Source organism: Crossiella sp. CA-258035, from assembly GCF_030064675.1.
Taxonomy (GTDB): domain Bacteria; phylum Actinomycetota; class Actinomycetes; order Mycobacteriales; family Pseudonocardiaceae; genus Crossiella.
This window is the reverse complement of record NZ_CP116413.1, coordinates 7,360,275-7,377,937: the sequence shown is the minus strand read 5'-3', so window position 1 is coordinate 7,377,937 and position 17,663 is coordinate 7,360,275. Positions and strand designations below refer to the sequence as shown.

The window sequence follows — 17,663 nt, the reverse complement described above, 5'->3', positions numbered from 1 at the left end:
CTCAGCTTGATAACGCCAACGAGTGATCATCCGATGTCTAGAGTGGGCCAGCGTCGGCCGCACTCTTTCCCTGACTTCGCATCGTGATTTCTGCTGTTCTCTGGAGGGTTTTCTTGTCGGCCGAGCGTGCCCGCCGTCAGGCATGGCTGGTCTGGTCCATCGCGGTAATGGTGTACGTGGCCGCTGTCTTCCACCGCACGTCACTCGGGGTCGCCGGACCCCAGGCCGCCGAGCGCTTCGGCGTCGGCCCGGCCGCGCTCGGGGTGTTCACCGTGCTGCAGATCGGCGTCTACGCCGCCATGCAGATCCCCACCGGCCTGCTGGTCGACCGGTTCGGACCGCGCCGGGTGCTCGCCGTGGCCGCGCTGCTCATCGGCGCCGGGCAGATGCTGTTCGCGCTCGCCGAGACCTACCCGCTCGCGCTCACCGCCCGCGCCGTGCTCGGCTGCGGCGACGCGATGACCTGGGTCAGCCTGCTCCGCCTGATCGCCGGGCACTTCCCCGCGCGCAAGTACGCCGTGGTGGTCTCGGTCTCCGCCGCGCTCGGCGGCGCCGGCAACCTGGCCTCGACCGTGCCGCTGACCATGCTGCTCGACAACGTCGGCTGGACCCTGACCTTCCTGGTCGCGGGCGGTCTGACCACCGCCTACGCCGTGCTGGCCGGCACCAGGCTGCGCGATGTGCCCGCTGGCGCGCCCGCACCGGCGGGCGAGCCCGTGCCGCTGCGCGCGGTCGGCCGGTCCGTGGCCGCGGCCTGGCGGATCCCGGGCACCCGGCTGGGGTTCTGGGTGCACTTCTCCACCATGTTCGCCCCGGCCGTGCTCGGCCTGCTCTGGGGCTACCCGTACCTGACCGAGGCGCAGGGGCTGAGTCCGCACGTGGCCAGCGCCATGCTCGGGGTGCTGGTGCTCGGCGCGATCGTCGGCGGGCCGCTGTTCGGCTCGCTCATCGGCCGTCGGCCGGAGCTGCGGATGCCGCTGGTGGTGGGCTTCCTCGGCGGCGCGGTGCTGACCTGGGCGGTGCTGCTGGGCTGGCCGGGCGGACAACCGCCGATCGTGCTCGTCGCGCTCGCCCTGGTGGTGCTCTCGCTGGGCGGACCGGCCTCCACCGTCGCCTTCGCGCTGGCCCGCGACTACAACTCGCTGCGCACCGTCGGCACGGCGACCGGCCTGGTCAACGTGGGCGGCTTCACCGCGACCACGATCGCCGCGCTCAGCGTCGGGCTGCTGCTCGAGCTCGCCGCGCCGCTCGGCTCCGCCGGCAAGTTCCAGGTCGCGCTCTCGGCGATCCTGCTGGTGCTGCTGTTCGGCACCTGGCGGACCGCGGTGTGGTGGCGGCGTGCTCGCGCGGTGGTGCTCGCCGCGGCCGCGCGGGGCGAGGAGGTGCCGGTCCAGCTGCGCGCACGCCGCTGGGACGACCTCGCCGCCGTGCCCGTGCCGGCCGCTGCCTAGGATCGCGCCTCGTGACCCGAGCTGAACGCGCCTCACGTCCCCCCGTGCCACCCGGTCTTGTCGTGGTGGACAAGCCGAGCGGGATGACCTCCCACGACGTCGTCGCGCGGGTGCGCCGGATCATGGGCACCCGCAAGGTCGGGCACGCGGGCACGCTCGACCCGATGGCCACCGGCGTGCTCGTGCTCGGCATCGAGCGCGCGACCAAGCTGCTCGGCCACCTCGCCCTGGACACCAAGGCCTACCTGGCCTGCATCCGCCTCGGCGCGGCCACCACCACCGATGACGCCGAGGGCGAGGTGACCTCGGCCGCCGACGCCTCCGCGGTGTCCGAGGACGCGGTGCGCGCGGAGATCGCCAAGCTCACCGGCGACATCCTGCAGGTGCCCAGCTCGGTCAGTGCGGTCAAGATCGACGGCCAGCGGGCCTACGCGCGGGTGCGCGCGGGCGAGGAGGTCGTGCTGGAGCCGCGGCCGGTCACCGTGGCCCGCTTCGACCTGCTCAACCTGCGCCGCGAGGGTGAGTTCACCGACCTCGACGTGCTGGTCGAGTGCTCCTCCGGCACCTACGTACGCGCGCTGGCCCGCGACATCGGCCGTGAGCTGGGTGTGGGTGGGCACCTCAACGCGCTGCGCCGCACCAGGGTCGGTCCGTTCGGCCTGGCCGTGGCGCGCACGCTGGAGAAGCTGGAGGAGCAGCCGCAGCTGAGCCTGGACCTGGACGCCGCGGTCGCCACCGCCTTCCCCCGCTGCGACGTCGACGCGGGCGCCGCCGCCGCGCTCGCGCACGGCGGCGCGCTGCCCGCGGCGGGCATTGACGGCACCTACGGGGTGTTCGCGCCGTCCGGGAAGGTGATCGCGCTCGCCAAGGACAACGCGGGCCGGGCCAAGCCGCTCGTGGTGCTCGCCCCGTCCGGCTGACGATCACGGGGCACCGTAGGCTCGCCTCGTGCAACGGTGGCGCGGACTGGACAACCTGCCCGGAGGCTGGGGACGCTGTGTGCTGACCGTCGGGGTTTTCGACGGCGTGCACCGCGGTCACCAGCAGCTCATCGCCCGAGCCGTCGAGCTGGCCAGGGAACGCGGCCTGCCCAGCGTGGTGATGACCTTCGACCCGCATCCCTCCGAGGTCGTCCGCGCCGGCAGCCACCCGGCGCAGCTGACCACCCTGGCCCGGCGTGCCGACCTGGTCGAGGAGCTCGGCGTCGACGTGTTCTGCGTGCTGCCGTTCAACCCCGACCTCTCCCGGCTGCCGGCTGACGAGTTCGTGCACGAGCTGCTGGTGGAGCGGCTGCACGTGGCCGCGGTGGTGGTCGGGGAGAACTTCCGCTTCGGTCACCGCGCCGCCGGGGACGTCGAGCTGCTGCGCTCCCTCGGCGGGCGGTTCGGCTTCGTTGCCGAGGGCGTGCGCCTGCTCGCGGAGGACTCGGTCACCTTCTCCTCCACCTACATCCGCGCCTGCATCGACGCCGGTGACGTGGCCGCGGCGGCTGCCGCGCTGGGTCGTCCGCACCGGCTGGAGGGCATCGTGGTGCGCGGGGACCAACGGGGCAGGCTGCTCGGTTTCCCCACCGCCAACCTCTCTAGTCAACTGCATTCCGCGGTGCCGGCCGACGGTGTGTACGCGGGTCGTCTGGTGCACGTCGGGCACGTCAGCCACGGGGTGCCCGGCGAGGTCCGCTCGTTGCCCGCGGCCATCTCGGTGGGCACCAACCCGACCTTCTCCGGCCGGGAGCGCCGGGTCGAGGCCTACGTGCTCGACATCAACGAGGACCTCTACGGCGAACGCGTCGCGCTGGACTTCGAGCACCGCCTGCGCGCCACCGAGCGCTACGACAACGTCGACGCGCTCATCGCGCAGATGCACCTGGACGTCGCGCGGACGCGCGAGCTGCTCGCCGACGAGTGAGCCCTCGGCGGGTGCACTTGCGAACGCCTCGGCGGTTCGTGCCGGTCCAGGGCGTCCGACCTGGCAGGATTCAAGTCGCTGAGACGCAGGTCGCCGGGGACCGAGCCAACTGGGAGTGCAATAGCAGTGGAGGAACAGAAGATCGTCCAGCGCAACCTCGCGCTTCAGCGTGAGTGGTACGGCGAACCGCTGGGAGACCGGGTCCGGCGGCTGGTCGTCGCCTACGACATCTCCCAGGCGCAGCTGGCCGACGTGCTCGGCATCAGCGCGCCGATGCTCAGCCAGGTGATGAGCGGCCGGCGCGCGAAGATCGGCAACCCCTCGGTGCTCGCCCGGATGGTCATGCTCGAGCGGCGGGTGCTCACTCCCGGTGTCGCCGCTGGTGAGAAGGCCGCCATCGCCGAGGCGCTGGTGCAGGTCCGTGACTCCCGGCCCAAGGTGAGCATGGACACCCTGCCGGTGGACGAGGGCCGGGCCGAACAGGCCACGCTCAACCGGCTGCGCGACCTGGCCGTCGCCGAGGAGCTCAGCGGCGCCGCCGATCTGCTGGCCACCCGCTATCCGGCGCTGGCCGACCTGCTGCGCCGGGCCGCGGAGGACTCCTGAGCCAGGCGCGGCTGTTCACCGCGATCTGGCCGCCGCCTGAGGTGACCGGTCATCTTGCCGCGCACATCGGAGCCGGTGCGGGAGCTGGCCCGAACGTTTCGACCGACAGCACCGGTTCAGTCCAGGACACCGGTTCAACCGGCGCTACCGGTTCAACCGGTACAACTGGTTTAACTGGTGCGGGCACCGGTTTGAGCGGTGTGGGTGCGGGCGGGCGGGCCGAGCCGGTCGAGCGCTGGCACCTCACCCTGTGCTTCCACGGACCGGACTCCGTCGAGGACCGCACCGCCTCCCTGGCGCGACGACTGCCCGGACTGCGCGCGCCCCGGCTGCGCGTCGGCGGCTGGGGCGAGTTCCGCAGCGTGCTGTGGGCCGGGATCGAGTGCGCGAGCCCGGCCGACGAGCAGGCACTGCGCGCCCTCGCGGTGGCCGCGGGCGCCGACCCGGAGCGCTACCACCCGCACCTGACCCTGCTGCGGTGGTCCGGCGACCGTCCGGAAACACGTTCGCTGACCACCCGGCTGACCGACTACACTGGTCCCTGGTGGACACCAGCGGAGGTCGCCCTGGTCCGCAGTGACCGGACCCCGCTCGGGCCCAGCTATCACTCTGTGGCGCGGCTCGCCCTGACGGGCTGAGACGCACTGCGCCGAACGGCTGCTACCCTCAATCTTTGGGTCCGGCTGCGTTCCGTGGCGGCCGGCACCGTCCAACCCCCGCCTGATCGGCGAGGGGTCCGCACGGAACGAGTGAAGTACAGGAGAAACACGCGTGGCACTGTCCACTGACCAGAAGAAGACCATCCTCGGCGAGTACGCCACCCACGAGGGCGACACCGGTTCGCCGGAGGCCCAGGTGGCCCTGCTGAGCAAGCGCATCAGCGGCCTCACCGAGCACCTCAAGACCCACAAGCACGACCACCACTCGCGTCGCGGACTGCTGCTGATGGTCGGCCGCCGCCGTCGCCTGCTGGACTACCTCAAGAAGAGCGACATCGAGCGCTACCGCTCGCTGATCGCCCGTCTCGGCCTGCGCCGCTGACTTGAGACCGAGGGGGAGTGGCCTGGCCGCTCCCCCTCGGTACATCACGACCGCGCGCGCCCAAGGCGCGCGCGTGGGCTGGATGCAGTAGAAAGCCAGCCAGACCGAACAAGGGCCCGCGCCGTCCCAGGCAGCGGAGGTGAGGACGCCGGTCCTCGGTAGTGGTTCCCGGGCAGGACGCCCGGGGGCTTCGATCGAAGACCGGCAGACGTTCGTCGCGACACTTCCGCCGGGACAGCCGCGTGGTGGCCCTACAGAGAGAGAAACAAAGAGGAGTAACCACGTGACCGATGTCGAGATCTACGAATCGACCGCTGTCCTGGACAACGGCAAGTTCGGCACCAGGACCGTTCGCTTCGAGACCGGCCGCCTGGCCCGTCAGGCCGCGGGCAGCGTCGTCGCCTACCTGGACGACGAGACCATGCTGCTCTCCGCGACCACGGCGTCCAAGCACCCCAAGGACCACCTCGACTTCTTCCCGCTGACGGTGGACGTCGAGGAGCGCATGTACGCCGCGGGCCGCATCCCCGGCTCGTTCTTCCGCCGCGAGGGCCGTCCCTCCACCGACGCGGTGCTCACCTGCCGCCTCATCGACCGGCCGCTGCGCCCGTCCTTCGTGGACGGCCTGCGCAACGAGATCCAGGTCGTCGTCACGGTGATGAGCCTCGCGCCCGCCGACCTGTACGACGTGCTGGCGATCAACGCCGCCTCCGCCTCCACCCAGCTCGCCGGCCTGCCCTTCTCCGGGCCGATCGGTGGCACCAGGGTCGCCCTGATCGAGGGCCAGTGGGTCGCCTTCCCGACCCACGAGCAGCTGGAGAACGCCGTCTTCGACATGGTCGTGGCCGGCCGCATCGTCGGTGACGACGTCGCGATCATGATGGTCGAGGCCGAGGCCACCGAGAAGACCATCGAGCTGGTCGCCGGTGGCGCCGCCGCGCCCACCGAGCAGGTGGTGGCCGCCGGTCTGGAGGCCGCCAAGCCGTTCATCCGGGTGCTGTGCGAGGCCCAGCAGGAGCTGGCCGGCAACGCCGCCAAGGAGACCGCCGACTACCCGGTCTTCCTGGCCTACGAGGCCGACGTCCTGGCCGCCGTCGAGGCCGCCGTGGCCGCCGACCTGGCGCAGGCGCTGACCATCGCGGACAAGCAGGAGCGCGAGTCCCGCCTGGACGAGCTCAAGGTCAAGGTGCTGGACACGCTCGTGCCCGACGCCGACGCCGAGCTCGCCGGCCGGGAGAAGGAGATCGGCGCGGCCTTCCGCTCGCTGACCAAGAAGTCGGTGCGCCAGCGGATCCTGCGCGACAAGGTCCGCATCGACGGCCGCGGCGTCAGCGACATCCGCAGCCTCGGCGCCGAGGTCGCGGTCATCCCGCGGACCCACGGCTCCGCGCTGTTCGAGCGCGGCGAGACCCAGATCCTGGGTGTCACCACGCTGAACATGCTGCGCCTCGAGCAGCAGATCGACTCGCTGTCGCCCGAGACGCACAAGCGCTACATGCACCACTACAACTTCCCGCCGTACTCCACCGGCGAGACCGGCCGCGTCGGCTCCCCGAAGCGGCGCGAGATCGGCCACGGCGCGCTGGCCGAGCGGGCGCTCATGCCCGTGCTGCCCACCCGCGAGGAGTTCCCCTACGCGATCCGCCAGGTCTCCGAGGCGCTGGGCTCCAACGGCTCCACCTCGATGGGCTCGGTGTGCGCCTCCACCATGTCGCTGCTCAACGCCGGTGTGCCGCTGAAGGCGCCGGTCGCGGGCATCGCCATGGGCCTGGTCTCCGACGAGGTCGACGGCAAGACGCGCTACGTCGCGCTGACCGACATCCTCGGTGCCGAGGACGCCTTCGGTGACATGGACTTCAAGGTCGCCGGCACCAAGGAGTTCATCACCGCGCTCCAGCTCGACACCAAGCTCGACGGCATCCCCTCCGACGTGCTCGCCGGTGCGCTCGACCAGGCCCGCGACGCTCGGCTCACCCTGCTGGAGGTCATGGCCGAGGCCATCGACCGCCCGGACGAGATGAGCCCGTACGCGCCGCGCGTGACCTCGGTGACCATCCCGGTCGACAAGATCGGCGAGGTGATCGGGCCGAAGGGCAAGATGATCAACTCGATCACCGACCAGACCGGCGCCGACATCTCCATCGAGGACAACGGCACCATCTATGTCGGGGCCGCGGACGGTCCGTCCGCGCAGGCCGCGATCGACATGATCAACGCCATCGCCAACCCGCAGCTGCCGAAGGTCGGCGAGCGCTTCCTGGGCACCGTGGTCAAGACCGCGGCCTTCGGCGCGTTCGTCTCGCTGCTGCCGGGCAAGGACGGCCTGGTGCACATCTCCAAGCTGGGCAACGGCAAGCGGATCAACAAGGTCGAGGACGTGGTCAAGGTCGGTGACAAGCTCCGGGTGGAGATCGCCGACATCGACCAGCGCGGCAAGATCAGCCTCGTCGTGGTGAACGAGGAGGACGCCGCCAAGGCCGCCGACGCCAAGACCGAGGGTGCCGACGCCACCCCGGAGCCGGCTGACGCGTGACGTCGCGGGACGACAACAGGGCAGGGGGCGCTTCCGGCGCCCCCTGCGCCGTATCGGAGGACTTTGTGACCGAGGTGTTGGAGCGCACCTCGGAGGACTGCGCAGTGCAGCGCACCATGCTGCCGGGCGGCCTCCGGGTGATCACCGAACAACTGCCGGGCGTGCGCTCGGCGTCGGTGGGGATCTGGGTGGCCATCGGCTCCCGGGACGAGCCGCCGGAGGTCGCCGGCGCCGCGCACTACCTGGAACACCTGCTGTTCAAGGGCACCAAGCGGCGTGACGCGGTGCAGATCGCGGAGGAGATCGACGCGGTTGGCGGTGAGCTGAACGCCTTCACCGCCAAGGAGCACACCTGCTACTACGCGCACGTGCTCGACGCGGACCTGCCGCTGGCGGTGGACCTGGTCGGGGACGTGGTCTTCGACGCGGTGTGCGCCGATGCGGACATGGAGCTGGAACGCGGCGTGGTCCTGGAAGAGATCGCCATGCGCGACGACGACCCGGAAGACCTGCTGCACGAGGCCTTCTGCACCGCGATGCTCGGCGAGCACCCGCTCGGGCGGCCGGTGCTCGGCTCCGAGGAGTCGATCACCGCGATGAACCGGGACGCGCTCTACGGCTTCTACCGGGACAACTACACCCTGCCCCGGATGGTGCTGGCCGCGGCCGGCAACGTGCGGCACGAGCAGGTGCTGGAGCTGGCCCGGACCGCGCTCGGCGACCGGCTGGTCGGCAGCCCGCCGCCGCAGCCGCCGCGGGTCGGCGTCGCGGAGATCACCCGGGGGCCGCGGCTGGTGCTCTGCGAGGACGACACCGAGCAGGCGCACCTGATGCTCGGCGTGCCCGCGCTGGACCGGCATGACGAACGGCGCTTCGCCCTCGGCGTGCTCAACGCGGCGCTGGGCGGCGGGATGAGCTCGCGGCTGTTCCAGGAGGTGCGCGAGCGGCGCGGACTGGCGTACTCGGTGTACTCCTCGGTCGCCGCCTACGCCGACACCGGGCACCTCGCGGTGTACGCGGGTTGTCAGCCGGAGCGGCTCGGCGCGGTCGCGGGCGTGGTGCGCTCGGTGCTCACCGGCATCGCCAGGGACGGGCTGCGGCCCGCCGAGGTGGCCAGGGGCAAGGGGCAGTTGCGCGGTGGCCTGGTGCTCGGGCTGGAGGACACCAGTTCGCGGATGTCGCGGATCGGCAAGGGCGAGCTCAACTACGGCGACCACCTCACCGTGGAGGAGACCCTCGGGCGGATCGACTCGGTGACCTCGGAGCAGGTGGCCGAGCTCGCGCGGGAGTTGTTGGAACGCCCGCTCAGCGCCGCGGTGGTCGGCCCGTACGCTTCTGCCGACGACCTGCCGAACGAGGTGCACGAGGTGATCGCATGACGGCCCCCCAGTCCGAGGCACGTTCCGCCGACGAGCCGATCCGCGTCGGGGTGCTCGGCGCGCGCGGCCGGATGGGTGCCGAGGTGTGCCGCGCGGTGGACGCCGCGCAGGACATGGAGCTGGTCGCCATGGTCGACGAGGGCGACTGGCTGGCCAGCGTCGGCGACGCCGGCGCCGAGGTGGTCGTCGACTTCACCCACCCCAGCGTGGTGATGGACAACATCCGCTACTGCGTCGAGCAGGGCATCCACAGCGTGGTGGGCACCAGCGGGTTCGACGACCAGCGGCTGGCCGAGATCCGCGGCTGGCTGCGGGACAAGCCGGAGCTGGGCGTGCTGGTGGCGGCGAACTTCGCCATCGGCGCGATCCTGTCGATGCGGTTCGCCGAGCTGGCCGCGAAGTACTACGAGTCGGTGGAGATCGTCGAGCTGCACCACGCGCGCAAGGCCGACGCGCCCTCCGGCACCGCGGCCCGCACCGCCCGGCTCATCGCCGAGGCCAGGGTCAAGGCGGGCATGGGGCCCATCCCGGACGCCACCACGCAGGAGCAGGACGGCGCGCGCGGCGCGGATGTCGACGGCATCCGGGTGCACTCGCTGCGGTTGTCCGGCCTGGTCGCGCACCAGGAGGTGCTCTTCGGCACCGCGGGGGAGACGCTGACCATCCGGCACGACTCGCTGGATCGCAGCTCGTTCATGCCGGGGGTGCTGCTGGGCATCCGCGCGGTGCGCGGGCGGCCGGGGCTGACCCTCGGCCTGGAATCCCTGCTCGACCTGTGACCGCCCGCCGATGAACGCACGCAGAGTCGCCTACATCCTCACCGCCGTGCTCGCGGTGTACCTGGTGCTGCTGGCCGAACGCGCCTACACCCTGGTCACCTCGGGCACGGCGGTGGGCGCGGTGCTGGGCCTGGCCATCCTGATCCTGCCGATCCTGGGCGCCTGGATGGTGCTGGCGGAGCTGCGCTTCGGCAGCCGGACCGAGACCCTGGCCCGCCGGCTGGACGAGGCGGGTGAGCTGGCGGATGTCAGCGACCTGCCGCGACGGCCGTCGGGACGGGTGGAGCGGGACGCGGCGGACGCCTGGTTCGCCGAGCGCAAGGCCGAGGTGGACGCGGCGCCGGAGGACTGGCGCGGCTGGTTCAAGCTCGCGCAGGCCTACGACCTCGCCGGGGACCGGCGGCGGGCGCGCGAGGCGATGCGCAAGGCCATCGAGCTGGGCAACGCCTGACCGCGACCGGCGGTCCGCGTGGTCAGATCCGCGTGGTCAGATCAGCCAGCCGCTGATCAGGGCCGGAGCCGCGGCCAGTGCCGCGAAGCGGGCGAAGCGGCCGATCAGGCAGGCCGAGACGAAGTTCAGCAGGGACACCCGGGCCACTCCGGCGATGACCGCGATCGCCGCGTACGGCGGCACGCTCGCGGTCGCGCTCAGCAGCATCACCGAGTACGACCAGCCCGGCCTGCGCGCGCACACCTCGCGGAAGCGGTCCAGCCGTTCGCCCCACTTGCCCCGGGGGCGGTCCGGGTCGCGGTCGCGGCGCAGGAACTTGGGCAGCGTGATGTCGCCGCGGCCAGCGTAGAAATACAGCAGCTTGCCCGCGACCTGGCCGACGGCCACCACCAGGCCCATCGCCCACCACGGCAGGTCCGGCTGGGCCAGGACCACGCCGAGCACGTACGCCTCGAGCACGATGATGGGGATCAGCGCCGACGCGATGCCCATGCCCAGGCTCAGCGCCAACCACATCAGCACACCGCGCTCCCGCCTTCTCCGCGCGCCAGCCTACCCGTCGGCCGCTGACAAGCGGTGACCTGCGGGATCTACTCCACCAGGGACAACTCCAGCGACCCCGTCAGCCGGAACTCGCGCAGCGGCCTGCCACCGGCGTCCAGGGTGCGGACCGTGCCGTCGGTGTCCCAGCCCGCGGCGCGGAAGAAGTTCATCGACGCCTGGTCCGCCTCGGCCACCCAGGTCACCCCGCGTTGCGCGCCCGCGGCCCGCAGCGTGGCCGCGGCCGTGCCCAGCAGTCGGCCGGCGTGGCCGCGGCGGCCCCACCTCGGCTCCACCAGCAGCACGCTGACCAGCGCGGTGGTCTCGGCGTCCACCGGCATCGCGCCGTCCGCGGCGGCGATCTCCTCGGCCGGCGCCGGGCCCGCGGCGCAGAAGCCGACCACCCACTCGCCCTCAGTGGCCACCAGCACCGTGGCCGGGCCGGAGGTCACCGCCTCCAGCCACAGCCGCTCGGTCTCCTCGACGTCCAGCCCGGCCAGCACCTCGGCGGGCAGGATCTTCGCGTAGGCGGTCTGCCAGGTGATGCGTTGGATGCGGGCGATCTCGGCGGCGTCAGTGGGGAGTGCGGGCCGGACGGCGGCTTCTGCCATGCGACACAACCTATCCGGTTGACCCGGCCGACATAACTTAGGTAAGGCTAACCAAAGCAAGACTGTCCTTGGGGGTTGTCATGAGCGCAGGATCCGCCGCCGCACCGAGCACGCCGGCCGAGCTGGCCCGCCTGGCCTTCGGCTTCGCCTACACCCACGTCCTGCGGGTCGCGCTGGAGCTGGGCCTGCCGGAGCTGCTCGCCGAAGGCCCGCGTGAGCCGGCCGAGCTCGCCGCCGCGACCGAGACCCACCTGCCCTCGCTGTCCCGCCTGGTCCGGGCGCTGGTCGCGCTCGGCTTGGTCGAGGAGCGGGACGGCGTCCTGCACCTGAGCGAGCTGGGCCAGTGCCTGTGCCGGGAGGTCCCCGGCTCCATCCGCGGCGTGGTCGAGCTGGCGCTGGACCCGGTGCTCAGCCAGGCCTGGACCGAGCTGACCCACACCGTTCGCACCGGCGAGACCGCCTTCGACCGCGTGCACGGCCACGGCCTGTTCGTGCTGCCGGTCGACCTCCGCGAGCCGGGCGCGCTGAGCGCGGTGATGAGCGACATGCAGATGCTCGCGCTCACCCCGGGCCGGGAGCGCACCCTGGCCGAGTTCAGTCGCGTGTTCGCCGACAGCGGGTTCGCCCTCGCTCAGGCGTACCCGTTGCCGGAACGTCCGGAGATGCACGTGCTGGAGGCGCGGCCGGTCTGAGCCGGGGTGGTGACGGACGCGGGCCCGCGCGCCCGCGTCCGTCACCGTGACGAAAGGCCGGTCGGGGTGCTCAGACCCCGGCGACCTGCTTGATCCAGTTGCGCAGGGCGGTGATGTCGGCGTAGCCGCCGAAACCGTCGTTCTGGGTGGGCTTGTGGCCGATCGAGCAGACGCCGACCTGCACGCCGTTGACGATGATCGGGCCGCCGGAGTCGCCGCCGGCCACCTCGCCGTTGTTGCGCACGCAGATCAGGGTGTTGTCCCCGTGGCAGCCCAGCGAGGCGACCGAGCCGGTGGCGTACTTCAGGTTCTCCGGCAGCGGGCCGGACCAGTCGGACTTGGTCGCGCCCCAGCCGTAGTTGGTGTCCGCGGACCCGACCCGCACCGAACCGGCCGCGCCGAGCTGGGAGTAGGTGGTGTTGATGTCGCGGTCGAGCTGCACCAGGCTCACGTCGTTGCGGCCGCTGTAGTTGACCAGTCGGGTCGCCTTGGCGGTCTGGCCGCCGCTGCTGCGCTTGAGCGAGCCGACCCGGACGCTGAAGCTGGCGACCGGTCGCTGCGTGCAGTGCTTCGCGGTGAGCACCCAGCGCGGCGCGATGATCGTGGCGGTGCAGGTGTGGCTGCCGTTGTAGGCCAGCGAGACGATCCAGGGGATGTTCTGGGTGACGGTGCCGCCGCGCACGATGAACGGCTCGGCGCCGGAGTCCCCGGCCGGGGTGGTGGTCTCGGGGGCCAGGGGGTGGGCGACGGTGGCCGCGGGCGCGGCGGCGTTGTCCGCGGCGGTGGCGGCCGGGGTGGCGGTGGCGGCGGTCGCGCAGACGAACAGGGCCAGCACGGTGGCGCGCAGGAGTTTTGTTGTTGCTCGCATGGGGCGTCCTTCACAGGGTGGCGGCGCACAGGGATGCGGCGGCGGTAGCCTGGCCGCAGACCGAGTGTGCGAGCGGGACACCGGTGGCGGATCCCTTCAGAGGGACCGTGGAATTCGTCGAAAAACGGGTTCTCTAGACAGGCAGAGGGGCGCCACCCCGGCCGGATGGCGCCCCTCCTTGCTGCCCCTCGGTCGTCAGACGCCCGCGTAGGAGCGGATCCAGTCGCGGAAGAGCGCGACGTTGGTGTAACCGGCCCAGCCGCTGCCGGCCGGCTTGTGGCCGATGGCGCACACGCCGCCCTGGATCATCTGGCCGGTGCGCGGGCTGCGCACGTACACCGGGCCGCCGGAGTCGCCGCCGGCGATGCTGCCGTTGGTCTGCGTGCACAGCACCCTCGGGGTGGCCGAGGCGCAGTTGGCGTCGGAGACCTTGCCGTCGGCGTACTTCAGGCGCTCGGGCAGCGGGCCGGACCAGTCCGCCTTCTCCGAGCCCCAGCCGTAGGCGGTGGCCGCCTGGTTGGTGGCGATGTCCGCGCTGGTGGCCAGCACCGAGTAGGTGGTGTTGATGCTGGTGTTCAGCTCGACCAGGGCGATGTCGGCGTTGGGCCAGGCGTAGCTGGGGTGCTTGATCACCCGGCGGGCGGTGGCGGTGGTGCCGCCGCTGCTGCGGGTCAGCGAGCCGACCCGCACCGAGTAGGTGCCCGCCGCCTCGACGCAGTGCGCCGCGGTGAGCACCCAGCGGGCCGCGATGATGCTGGAGGTGCAGGTGAAGCCGCCGTTGCGGTGCAGGGCGGAGATCCATGGCTTGGCGGAGCTGACAAAACCGCCGCCGACGATGAGCGGGTCCACGTCCTGGGTGGTCGTGGGCGCGGCCGCGGCGGGCAGGGCGCCGAGCAGCAGGGAACCGCTCACCGCGATGGTGGCCAGGATGGAACGCAGGGTCTTCTTCCCTCGCATGGTCAAACCCCTCGATCGGCGAACCGCCGGGCCAAGGCAGGGGAGCCGCGGCGGTTCGGAATGGTGAAACCGGACAGAGTGTGGGTGGCCTCACACTTACGGGTGAACCCATCGAACGGCGGGTAGACCACGAAGTTTTGAACAAACGCTCTCGCCTGCCGGGATGGTTCAGGCTCGCCGGGTTTTGTCAGGGGTGGCTGCGAGGATCGGCCGGGTGCAGACCATGAGCCCCGCCGCGGCCCGGCGCACCGCCCTGGCCGCCCAGGGATTCGCCGATCCTCGACCCACCTCGACCCCCACCCGGCGGCACCTGCAACGGGTGCTGGACCGGACCCAGCTGATCCAGCTCGACTCGGTCAACGTGGCGGTCCGCGCGCACTACGCGCCGCTGTTCAGCAGGCTCGGCGCCTATCCGACCGAGCTGCTGGACGAGGCCGCCTGGTCGCACAGCGCGCGCAGGCCGCGGCTGCTGGTGGAGTACTGGGGGCACGAGGCGAGCGTGCTGCCGGTGGCGGACTGGCCGCTGTTCCGGTGGCGGATGAACCACTACGAGTCGCTGCGCGGCAGGCACTGGAAGGCCGCGGTGGACAGCCCCGCGCTGGTGGCCGACGTGCTGGCCGCGGTCAAGGAGCTGGGACCGGTCGGCGCGGGCGCGCTGGAGAAGGAGCTCGGCGGGCAGGGGCGCGGGCCGGGGGCCTGGTGGGAACGCTCTGAGGTGAAGATGGTCTGCGAGTACCTCTTCGCCGTCGGCGGGCTGACCACCGGCACCCGGCGTTCGTTCGAGCGGCTCTACGACCTGCCGGAGCGGGTGATCCCGCCGGAGGTCCTCGGCCGGCCGGAGCTGCCGGTGGACGTGGCGCACCGCGAGCTCATCCGGCGCTCGGCGGTGGCGCTGGGCGTGGCCACCGAGACCGACCTGCGCGACTACTACCGGCTGCCGGTGGCCGGCGCCCGGCAGGCGGTGGCCGAGCTGGTCGAGGAGGGCGAGCTGGAACCGGTCGAGGTGCTCGGCTGGGGGCGGCAGGCCTATCGGCACGTGCGGGCGCGCACGCCGCGCAAGGTGGCCGCGCGGGCGCTGCTGTGCCCGTTCGACCCGCTGATCTGGGAACGGGCCCGCACCGAGCGGATGTTCGGCTTCCACTACCGGATCGAGATCTACGTGCCGGCGCCGAAGCGGGTGCACGGCTACTACGTGTTCCCGTTCCTGCTCGATGAACAGCTGGCCGCGCGGGTGGACCTCAAGGCGGACCGGGCGGCCGGGCTGCTGCGGGTGCCGGGGGCGTTCCTCGAGGAAGGGCCGGGGCAGCACCCGAGGGCGCGGGTGGTGGCCGAGCTGGCCGAGGAGCTGACGCTGATGGCGCGGTGGCTGGGGTTGTCCGGGGTGGCGGTGGGCGGGCGCGGCGACCTGGCCGTGGACCTGGCCGCCGCGCTCCGCTGATCCCCCGACCGCCACCACCCCCGGGGCGATCCGGTGCGGGCGCGACCTACCAGGAGGAGGTCGTCACCACGACGTTGCCGTAGCCGGTGCGGCCGGTGATGCGCAGGGTCAGGTCATCCGGTGGGCTGTCGCCGCGGATGTCCAGCTCGCTGCGCGCCTGCCCGTAGCTGGACTCCAGGTCCAGCTCGGCGGCCACGCCGGGCCGGATCGCGATGCGCAGCTCGCCGGAGCCGGTGCGCAGTTCGAGCTTGCCCTCGGCGGCGTCGGCCACGGTCAGGTCGCCGGTGCCGGTGCGCACCCGCACGTCGGCCTGCACCGCGCCCAGCCACACGCTGCCGCGGCTGGTGGTCAGCTCGCTGGGCCCGCCGACCGAGGAGACCTCCAGGTCCCCGCTGCCGCTGCGGGCGCGCAGTCCGCCGAGCATCGGGCCGAGCCGGACGCTGCCGGAGCCCGCGTTGACCGAGGCGGCGCCGTCGGCGCGGTCCACCGCGATCTGCCCGGTGCCGGTGTTGACGTCGAGGCGGTTCGCCGCGCCGGTCACCGTGACGTCGCCGGAGCCGCTGTGCGCGGTCACGTGCGAGCCGCTGGGCGCCTGCACCTCCACCTTCACCGGCACCATGCGCAGCGGCAGGTCGGACGGGGTGCGCACGCGCAGCCGGTTGCCGGTGAGCTCCACCGTGGTCCGGCGCAGCACCTCCGCGCCGATGTCGGCGGGCTCGCGGTCCGCGGCGCCGCCCATGCCGCCCGCGCCGAACTGGTCGGTGACCCAGGTGAGCAGGCCGGTGAGCTGGTTGCCGAAGCCGGTGCCGGAGTCGGGGTCGTGGGTGAGCCGCACGTGCACCCCCGGCTGGTCCGACAGCCGCACCTCGATCCGGCCGGAGCCGATCTCCACGTGCAGTTCGGCCGGTCCCTCGGCGGCGAACTCCTCGGTCCGGCTCGCCGCGGGACCGGCGCCGGTGCTGTCCTCGGTCATGGTCGCGTCCACCCCTCTCTCAGCCCTGCACCCAGCCGCGCAACCGGCTGTTCGTCGCCTCGCGTGATTCGCTCCGCCGCTCCTGACGCCACTCGTGACGTCGCGACCGCTCGTCCGTGCCCTGCCCGTGCAACGCCCCCTGCACGGCCTGGGACAACCAGGAGTTCAGCGAGACGCCCTGGGCGTTGGCCGCCTTCTCCGCCTTGCCCTTGAGCTCCTCGAACAGCCGCAGCGTGATCCGGCTGATGTCGCCGCCCTCGCCGAGCCCCGGCTGCGGCGGTGGGGGCGGCGGAGGCGGTGGCGGCACCGAATCCGCAGGTCGGGAGCTGCTCTGCCCGGCGGCGGGGGTGACCACGACGCGCACGTCCCTGCCGTCGAGGCGCACGTCCACCACCTGTCCGTCCAGGTTCGCGGTGACCTCGGCGGCCAGGTCGGACAGGGCGTTCATCAGGGCCAGCCGAGCCGCCGGTTCCAGCGCGGCGGCCAGCACGGCCGCGGTCCGCCGGGTCTGCTCGTCCCCGGCCGAGGCGGCGGTGGTCAGGTCCTCCCGCAGTCTGGTGACGTAGCTCGTGAGATCCATGACGTCACCATGCCGTCATATCTGACGTCAGTCAAGGACCGGATGGCGGCACCGTGCCGTCGAGCGGGTACGGCGGGCAGGGCGAACTACTGTGTCCGGCGTGACGGAGACGGTGCGGCCGAAGGTCCAGCTCATCGCGAAGACCGAGTTCTTCCCACCGGCCGACGTGCCGTGGACCACCGACGCCGACGGCGGCGAGGCGCTCGCGGAGTTCGCCGGTCGCGCCTGCTACCAGTCCTGGAGCAAGCCGAACCCGGCCACCGCTGACAACGCCGGCTATCTGCGGCACATCCTGGAGGTCGGCCACCTGTCCGTGCTGGAGCACGGCTCGGTCAGCTTCTACCTCACCGGCATGTCGCGCTCGCTCACCCACGAGCTGATCCGGCACCGGCACTTCTCCTACTCCCAGCTCTCCCAGCGCTACGTGCCCGAGCACGACGCCGCGATGGTGGAGCCGGAGATCATCGCCGAGGACCCGGAGCTGCACCAGAAGTTCCTGGCCGCCGCCGAGGCCAGCGTGACCGCCTACAACGAGCTGCTGGCCGGGCTGGAGCGCAAGTTCGCCGGCACCGCCAACGCCACCCTGCGCCGCAAGCAGGCCAGGCAGGCGGCGCGCGCGGTCCTGCCCAACGCCACCGAGACCCGGATCGTGGTCACCGGCAACTACCGCGCCTGGCGGCACTTCATCGCGATGCGGGCCACCGAACACGCCGATGTGGAGATCCGCTCGCTGGCCGTGGAGTGCCTGCGCCAGCTGCGGAAGGTCGCGGCCAACGTCTTCAGCGACTTCGAGATCTCCACCCTCGCCGACGGCACCGAGGTCGCCTCCAGCCCGCTGGTCACGGAGGGCTGAGCC

At 72.2% G+C, this 17,663-nt stretch carries 19 protein-coding genes; 13 read left to right on the top strand and 6 right to left on the bottom strand.

The genetic code is table 11. The annotated features are described in order from the left end of the window. The first annotated feature begins 167 nt into the window (after positions 1–167). From N8J89_RS33140 to N8J89_RS33095, 10 genes are all read left to right on the top strand, one after another. Positions 168–1,451, top strand: a complete 1,284-nt coding sequence (locus N8J89_RS33140) for an MFS transporter (RefSeq protein ID WP_283666311.1) — start codon at positions 168–170, stop codon at positions 1,449–1,451. Positions 1,452–1,462: 11 nt separating this feature from the next. After that, positions 1,463–2,371 carry a tRNA pseudouridine(55) synthase TruB gene (gene truB, locus N8J89_RS33135; RefSeq protein ID WP_502868359.1) on the top strand — a complete coding sequence of 303 codons (909 nt, stop codon included), beginning with the start codon at positions 1,463–1,465 and terminating at the stop codon, positions 2,369–2,371. Positions 2,372–2,399: 28 nt separating this feature from the next. Continuing rightward, complete coding sequence (locus N8J89_RS33130) at positions 2,400–3,359, top strand: bifunctional riboflavin kinase/FAD synthetase (RefSeq protein WP_283660911.1); 960 nt, start codon at positions 2,400–2,402, stop codon at positions 3,357–3,359. A 126-nt stretch (positions 3,360–3,485) separates the two neighbouring features. Beyond that, positions 3,486–3,965, top strand: a complete 480-nt coding sequence (locus N8J89_RS33125; RefSeq protein WP_283660910.1) for a helix-turn-helix domain-containing protein — start codon at positions 3,486–3,488, stop codon at positions 3,963–3,965. Positions 3,966–4,165: 200 nt separating this feature from the next. Further along, a complete protein-coding gene (locus N8J89_RS33120) occupies positions 4,166–4,603 on the top strand; it encodes a 2'-5' RNA ligase family protein (protein WP_283666310.1) in 438 nt (145 codons plus the stop codon). Between the two features lie 133 nt (positions 4,604–4,736). Next, positions 4,737–5,006, top strand: coding sequence for a 30S ribosomal protein S15 (gene rpsO / locus N8J89_RS33115; RefSeq protein ID WP_086785274.1), 270 nt, complete (start codon positions 4,737–4,739; stop codon positions 5,004–5,006). 283 nt (positions 5,007–5,289) lie between these two features. After that, positions 5,290–7,539, top strand: a complete 2,250-nt coding sequence (locus N8J89_RS33110; protein ID WP_283660909.1) for a polyribonucleotide nucleotidyltransferase — start codon at positions 5,290–5,292, stop codon at positions 7,537–7,539. A gap of 116 nt (positions 7,540–7,655) precedes the next feature. Next, positions 7,656–8,918 carry a M16 family metallopeptidase gene (locus N8J89_RS33105; RefSeq protein ID WP_283666309.1) on the top strand — a complete coding sequence of 421 codons (1,263 nt, stop codon included), beginning with the start codon at positions 7,656–7,658 and terminating at the stop codon, positions 8,916–8,918. Next, complete coding sequence (gene dapB, locus N8J89_RS33100; RefSeq protein ID WP_283660908.1) at positions 8,915–9,697, top strand: 4-hydroxy-tetrahydrodipicolinate reductase; 783 nt, start codon at positions 8,915–8,917, stop codon at positions 9,695–9,697. Before N8J89_RS33105 ends, dapB begins: the two co-directional genes overlap by 4 nt. A 10-nt stretch (positions 9,698–9,707) precedes the next feature. Next, positions 9,708–10,148 (top strand): hypothetical protein, encoded by a 441-nt coding sequence (locus N8J89_RS33095; RefSeq protein ID WP_283660907.1) that lies wholly within the window; start codon positions 9,708–9,710, stop codon positions 10,146–10,148. A gap of 36 nt (positions 10,149–10,184) precedes the next feature. Here N8J89_RS33095 and N8J89_RS33090 read toward each other — a convergent pair whose 3' ends face one another. Further along, the gene (locus N8J89_RS33090) at positions 10,185–10,664 is read right to left on the bottom strand and encodes a VTT domain-containing protein (protein WP_283666308.1); all 480 of its coding nucleotides are present in this window, start codon (positions 10,662–10,664) and stop codon (positions 10,185–10,187) included. A 74-nt stretch (positions 10,665–10,738) separates the two neighbouring features. Then, entirely contained in the window at positions 10,739–11,299 is a 561-nt protein-coding gene (locus tag N8J89_RS33085) for a GNAT family N-acetyltransferase (RefSeq protein ID WP_283660906.1), read from the bottom strand. 80 nt (positions 11,300–11,379) lie between these two features. Between N8J89_RS33085 and N8J89_RS33080 the strand changes: the two genes are divergently transcribed. After that, positions 11,380–11,991, top strand: a complete 612-nt coding sequence (locus N8J89_RS33080; protein WP_283660905.1) for a methyltransferase family protein — start codon at positions 11,380–11,382, stop codon at positions 11,989–11,991. A 70-nt stretch (positions 11,992–12,061) separates the two neighbouring features. Here the strand turns inward: N8J89_RS33080 and N8J89_RS33075 are convergent, their stop codons facing one another. Together N8J89_RS33075 and N8J89_RS33070 are read right to left on the bottom strand one after the other, a co-directional pair. Next, entirely contained in the window at positions 12,062–12,859 is a 798-nt protein-coding gene (locus tag N8J89_RS33075) for a S1 family peptidase (protein WP_283660904.1), read from the bottom strand. Between the two features lie 195 nt (positions 12,860–13,054). After that, positions 13,055–13,816: a S1 family peptidase gene (locus N8J89_RS33070; RefSeq protein WP_252480767.1), complete on the bottom strand. Its 762-nt coding sequence runs from the start codon at positions 13,814–13,816 to the stop codon at positions 13,055–13,057. Between the two features lie 214 nt (positions 13,817–14,030). Here N8J89_RS33070 and N8J89_RS33065 point away from each other — a divergent pair, with 214 nt between their 5' ends. After that, complete coding sequence (locus N8J89_RS33065; RefSeq protein WP_283660903.1) at positions 14,031–15,254, top strand: winged helix-turn-helix domain-containing protein; 1,224 nt, start codon at positions 14,031–14,033, stop codon at positions 15,252–15,254. Positions 15,255–15,300: 46 nt separating this feature from the next. Here the strand turns inward: N8J89_RS33065 and N8J89_RS33060 are convergent, their stop codons facing one another. Beyond that, positions 15,301–16,227, bottom strand: a complete 927-nt coding sequence (locus N8J89_RS33060; RefSeq protein WP_283660902.1) for a DUF4097 family beta strand repeat-containing protein — start codon at positions 16,225–16,227, stop codon at positions 15,301–15,303. A gap of 19 nt (positions 16,228–16,246) precedes the next feature. Then, positions 16,247–16,807 carry a toxin-antitoxin system HicB family antitoxin gene (locus tag N8J89_RS33055; protein ID WP_283660901.1) on the bottom strand — a complete coding sequence of 187 codons (561 nt, stop codon included), beginning with the start codon at positions 16,805–16,807 and terminating at the stop codon, positions 16,247–16,249. Between the two features lie 100 nt (positions 16,808–16,907). Here N8J89_RS33055 and thyX point away from each other — a divergent pair, with 100 nt between their 5' ends. Further along, complete coding sequence (gene thyX, locus N8J89_RS33050) at positions 16,908–17,660, top strand: FAD-dependent thymidylate synthase (RefSeq protein WP_283660900.1); 753 nt, start codon at positions 16,908–16,910, stop codon at positions 17,658–17,660. Positions 17,661–17,663: the final 3 nt, after the last annotated feature.

Coding starts and splice junctions, on each gene's coding strand:
- N8J89_RS33140 (WP_283666311.1), top strand. CDS start 168: ATGGTGTACGTGGCCGCTGTCTTCCACCGCACGTCACTCGGGGTCGCC.
- N8J89_RS33105 (WP_283666309.1), top strand. CDS start 7,656: ATGCTGCCGGGCGGCCTCCGGGTGATCACCGAACAACTGCCGGGCGTG.
- dapB (WP_283660908.1), top strand. CDS start 8,915: ATGACGGCCCCCCAGTCCGAGGCACGTTCCGCCGACGAGCCGATCCGC.
- N8J89_RS33095 (WP_283660907.1), top strand. CDS start 9,708: ATGAACGCACGCAGAGTCGCCTACATCCTCACCGCCGTGCTCGCGGTG.
- N8J89_RS33090 (WP_283666308.1), bottom strand. CDS start 10,664: ATGTGGTTGGCGCTGAGCCTGGGCATGGGCATCGCGTCGGCGCTGATC.
- N8J89_RS33085 (WP_283660906.1), bottom strand. CDS start 11,299: ATGGCAGAAGCCGCCGTCCGGCCCGCACTCCCCACTGACGCCGCCGAG.
- N8J89_RS33080 (WP_283660905.1), top strand. CDS start 11,380: ATGAGCGCAGGATCCGCCGCCGCACCGAGCACGCCGGCCGAGCTGGCC.
- N8J89_RS33075 (WP_283660904.1), bottom strand. CDS start 12,859: ATGCGAGCAACAACAAAACTCCTGCGCGCCACCGTGCTGGCCCTGTTC.
- N8J89_RS33070 (WP_252480767.1), bottom strand. CDS start 13,816: ATGCGAGGGAAGAAGACCCTGCGTTCCATCCTGGCCACCATCGCGGTG.
- N8J89_RS33060 (WP_283660902.1), bottom strand. CDS start 16,227: ATGACCGAGGACAGCACCGGCGCCGGTCCCGCGGCGAGCCGGACCGAG.
- N8J89_RS33055 (WP_283660901.1), bottom strand. CDS start 16,807: ATGGATCTCACGAGCTACGTCACCAGACTGCGGGAGGACCTGACCACC.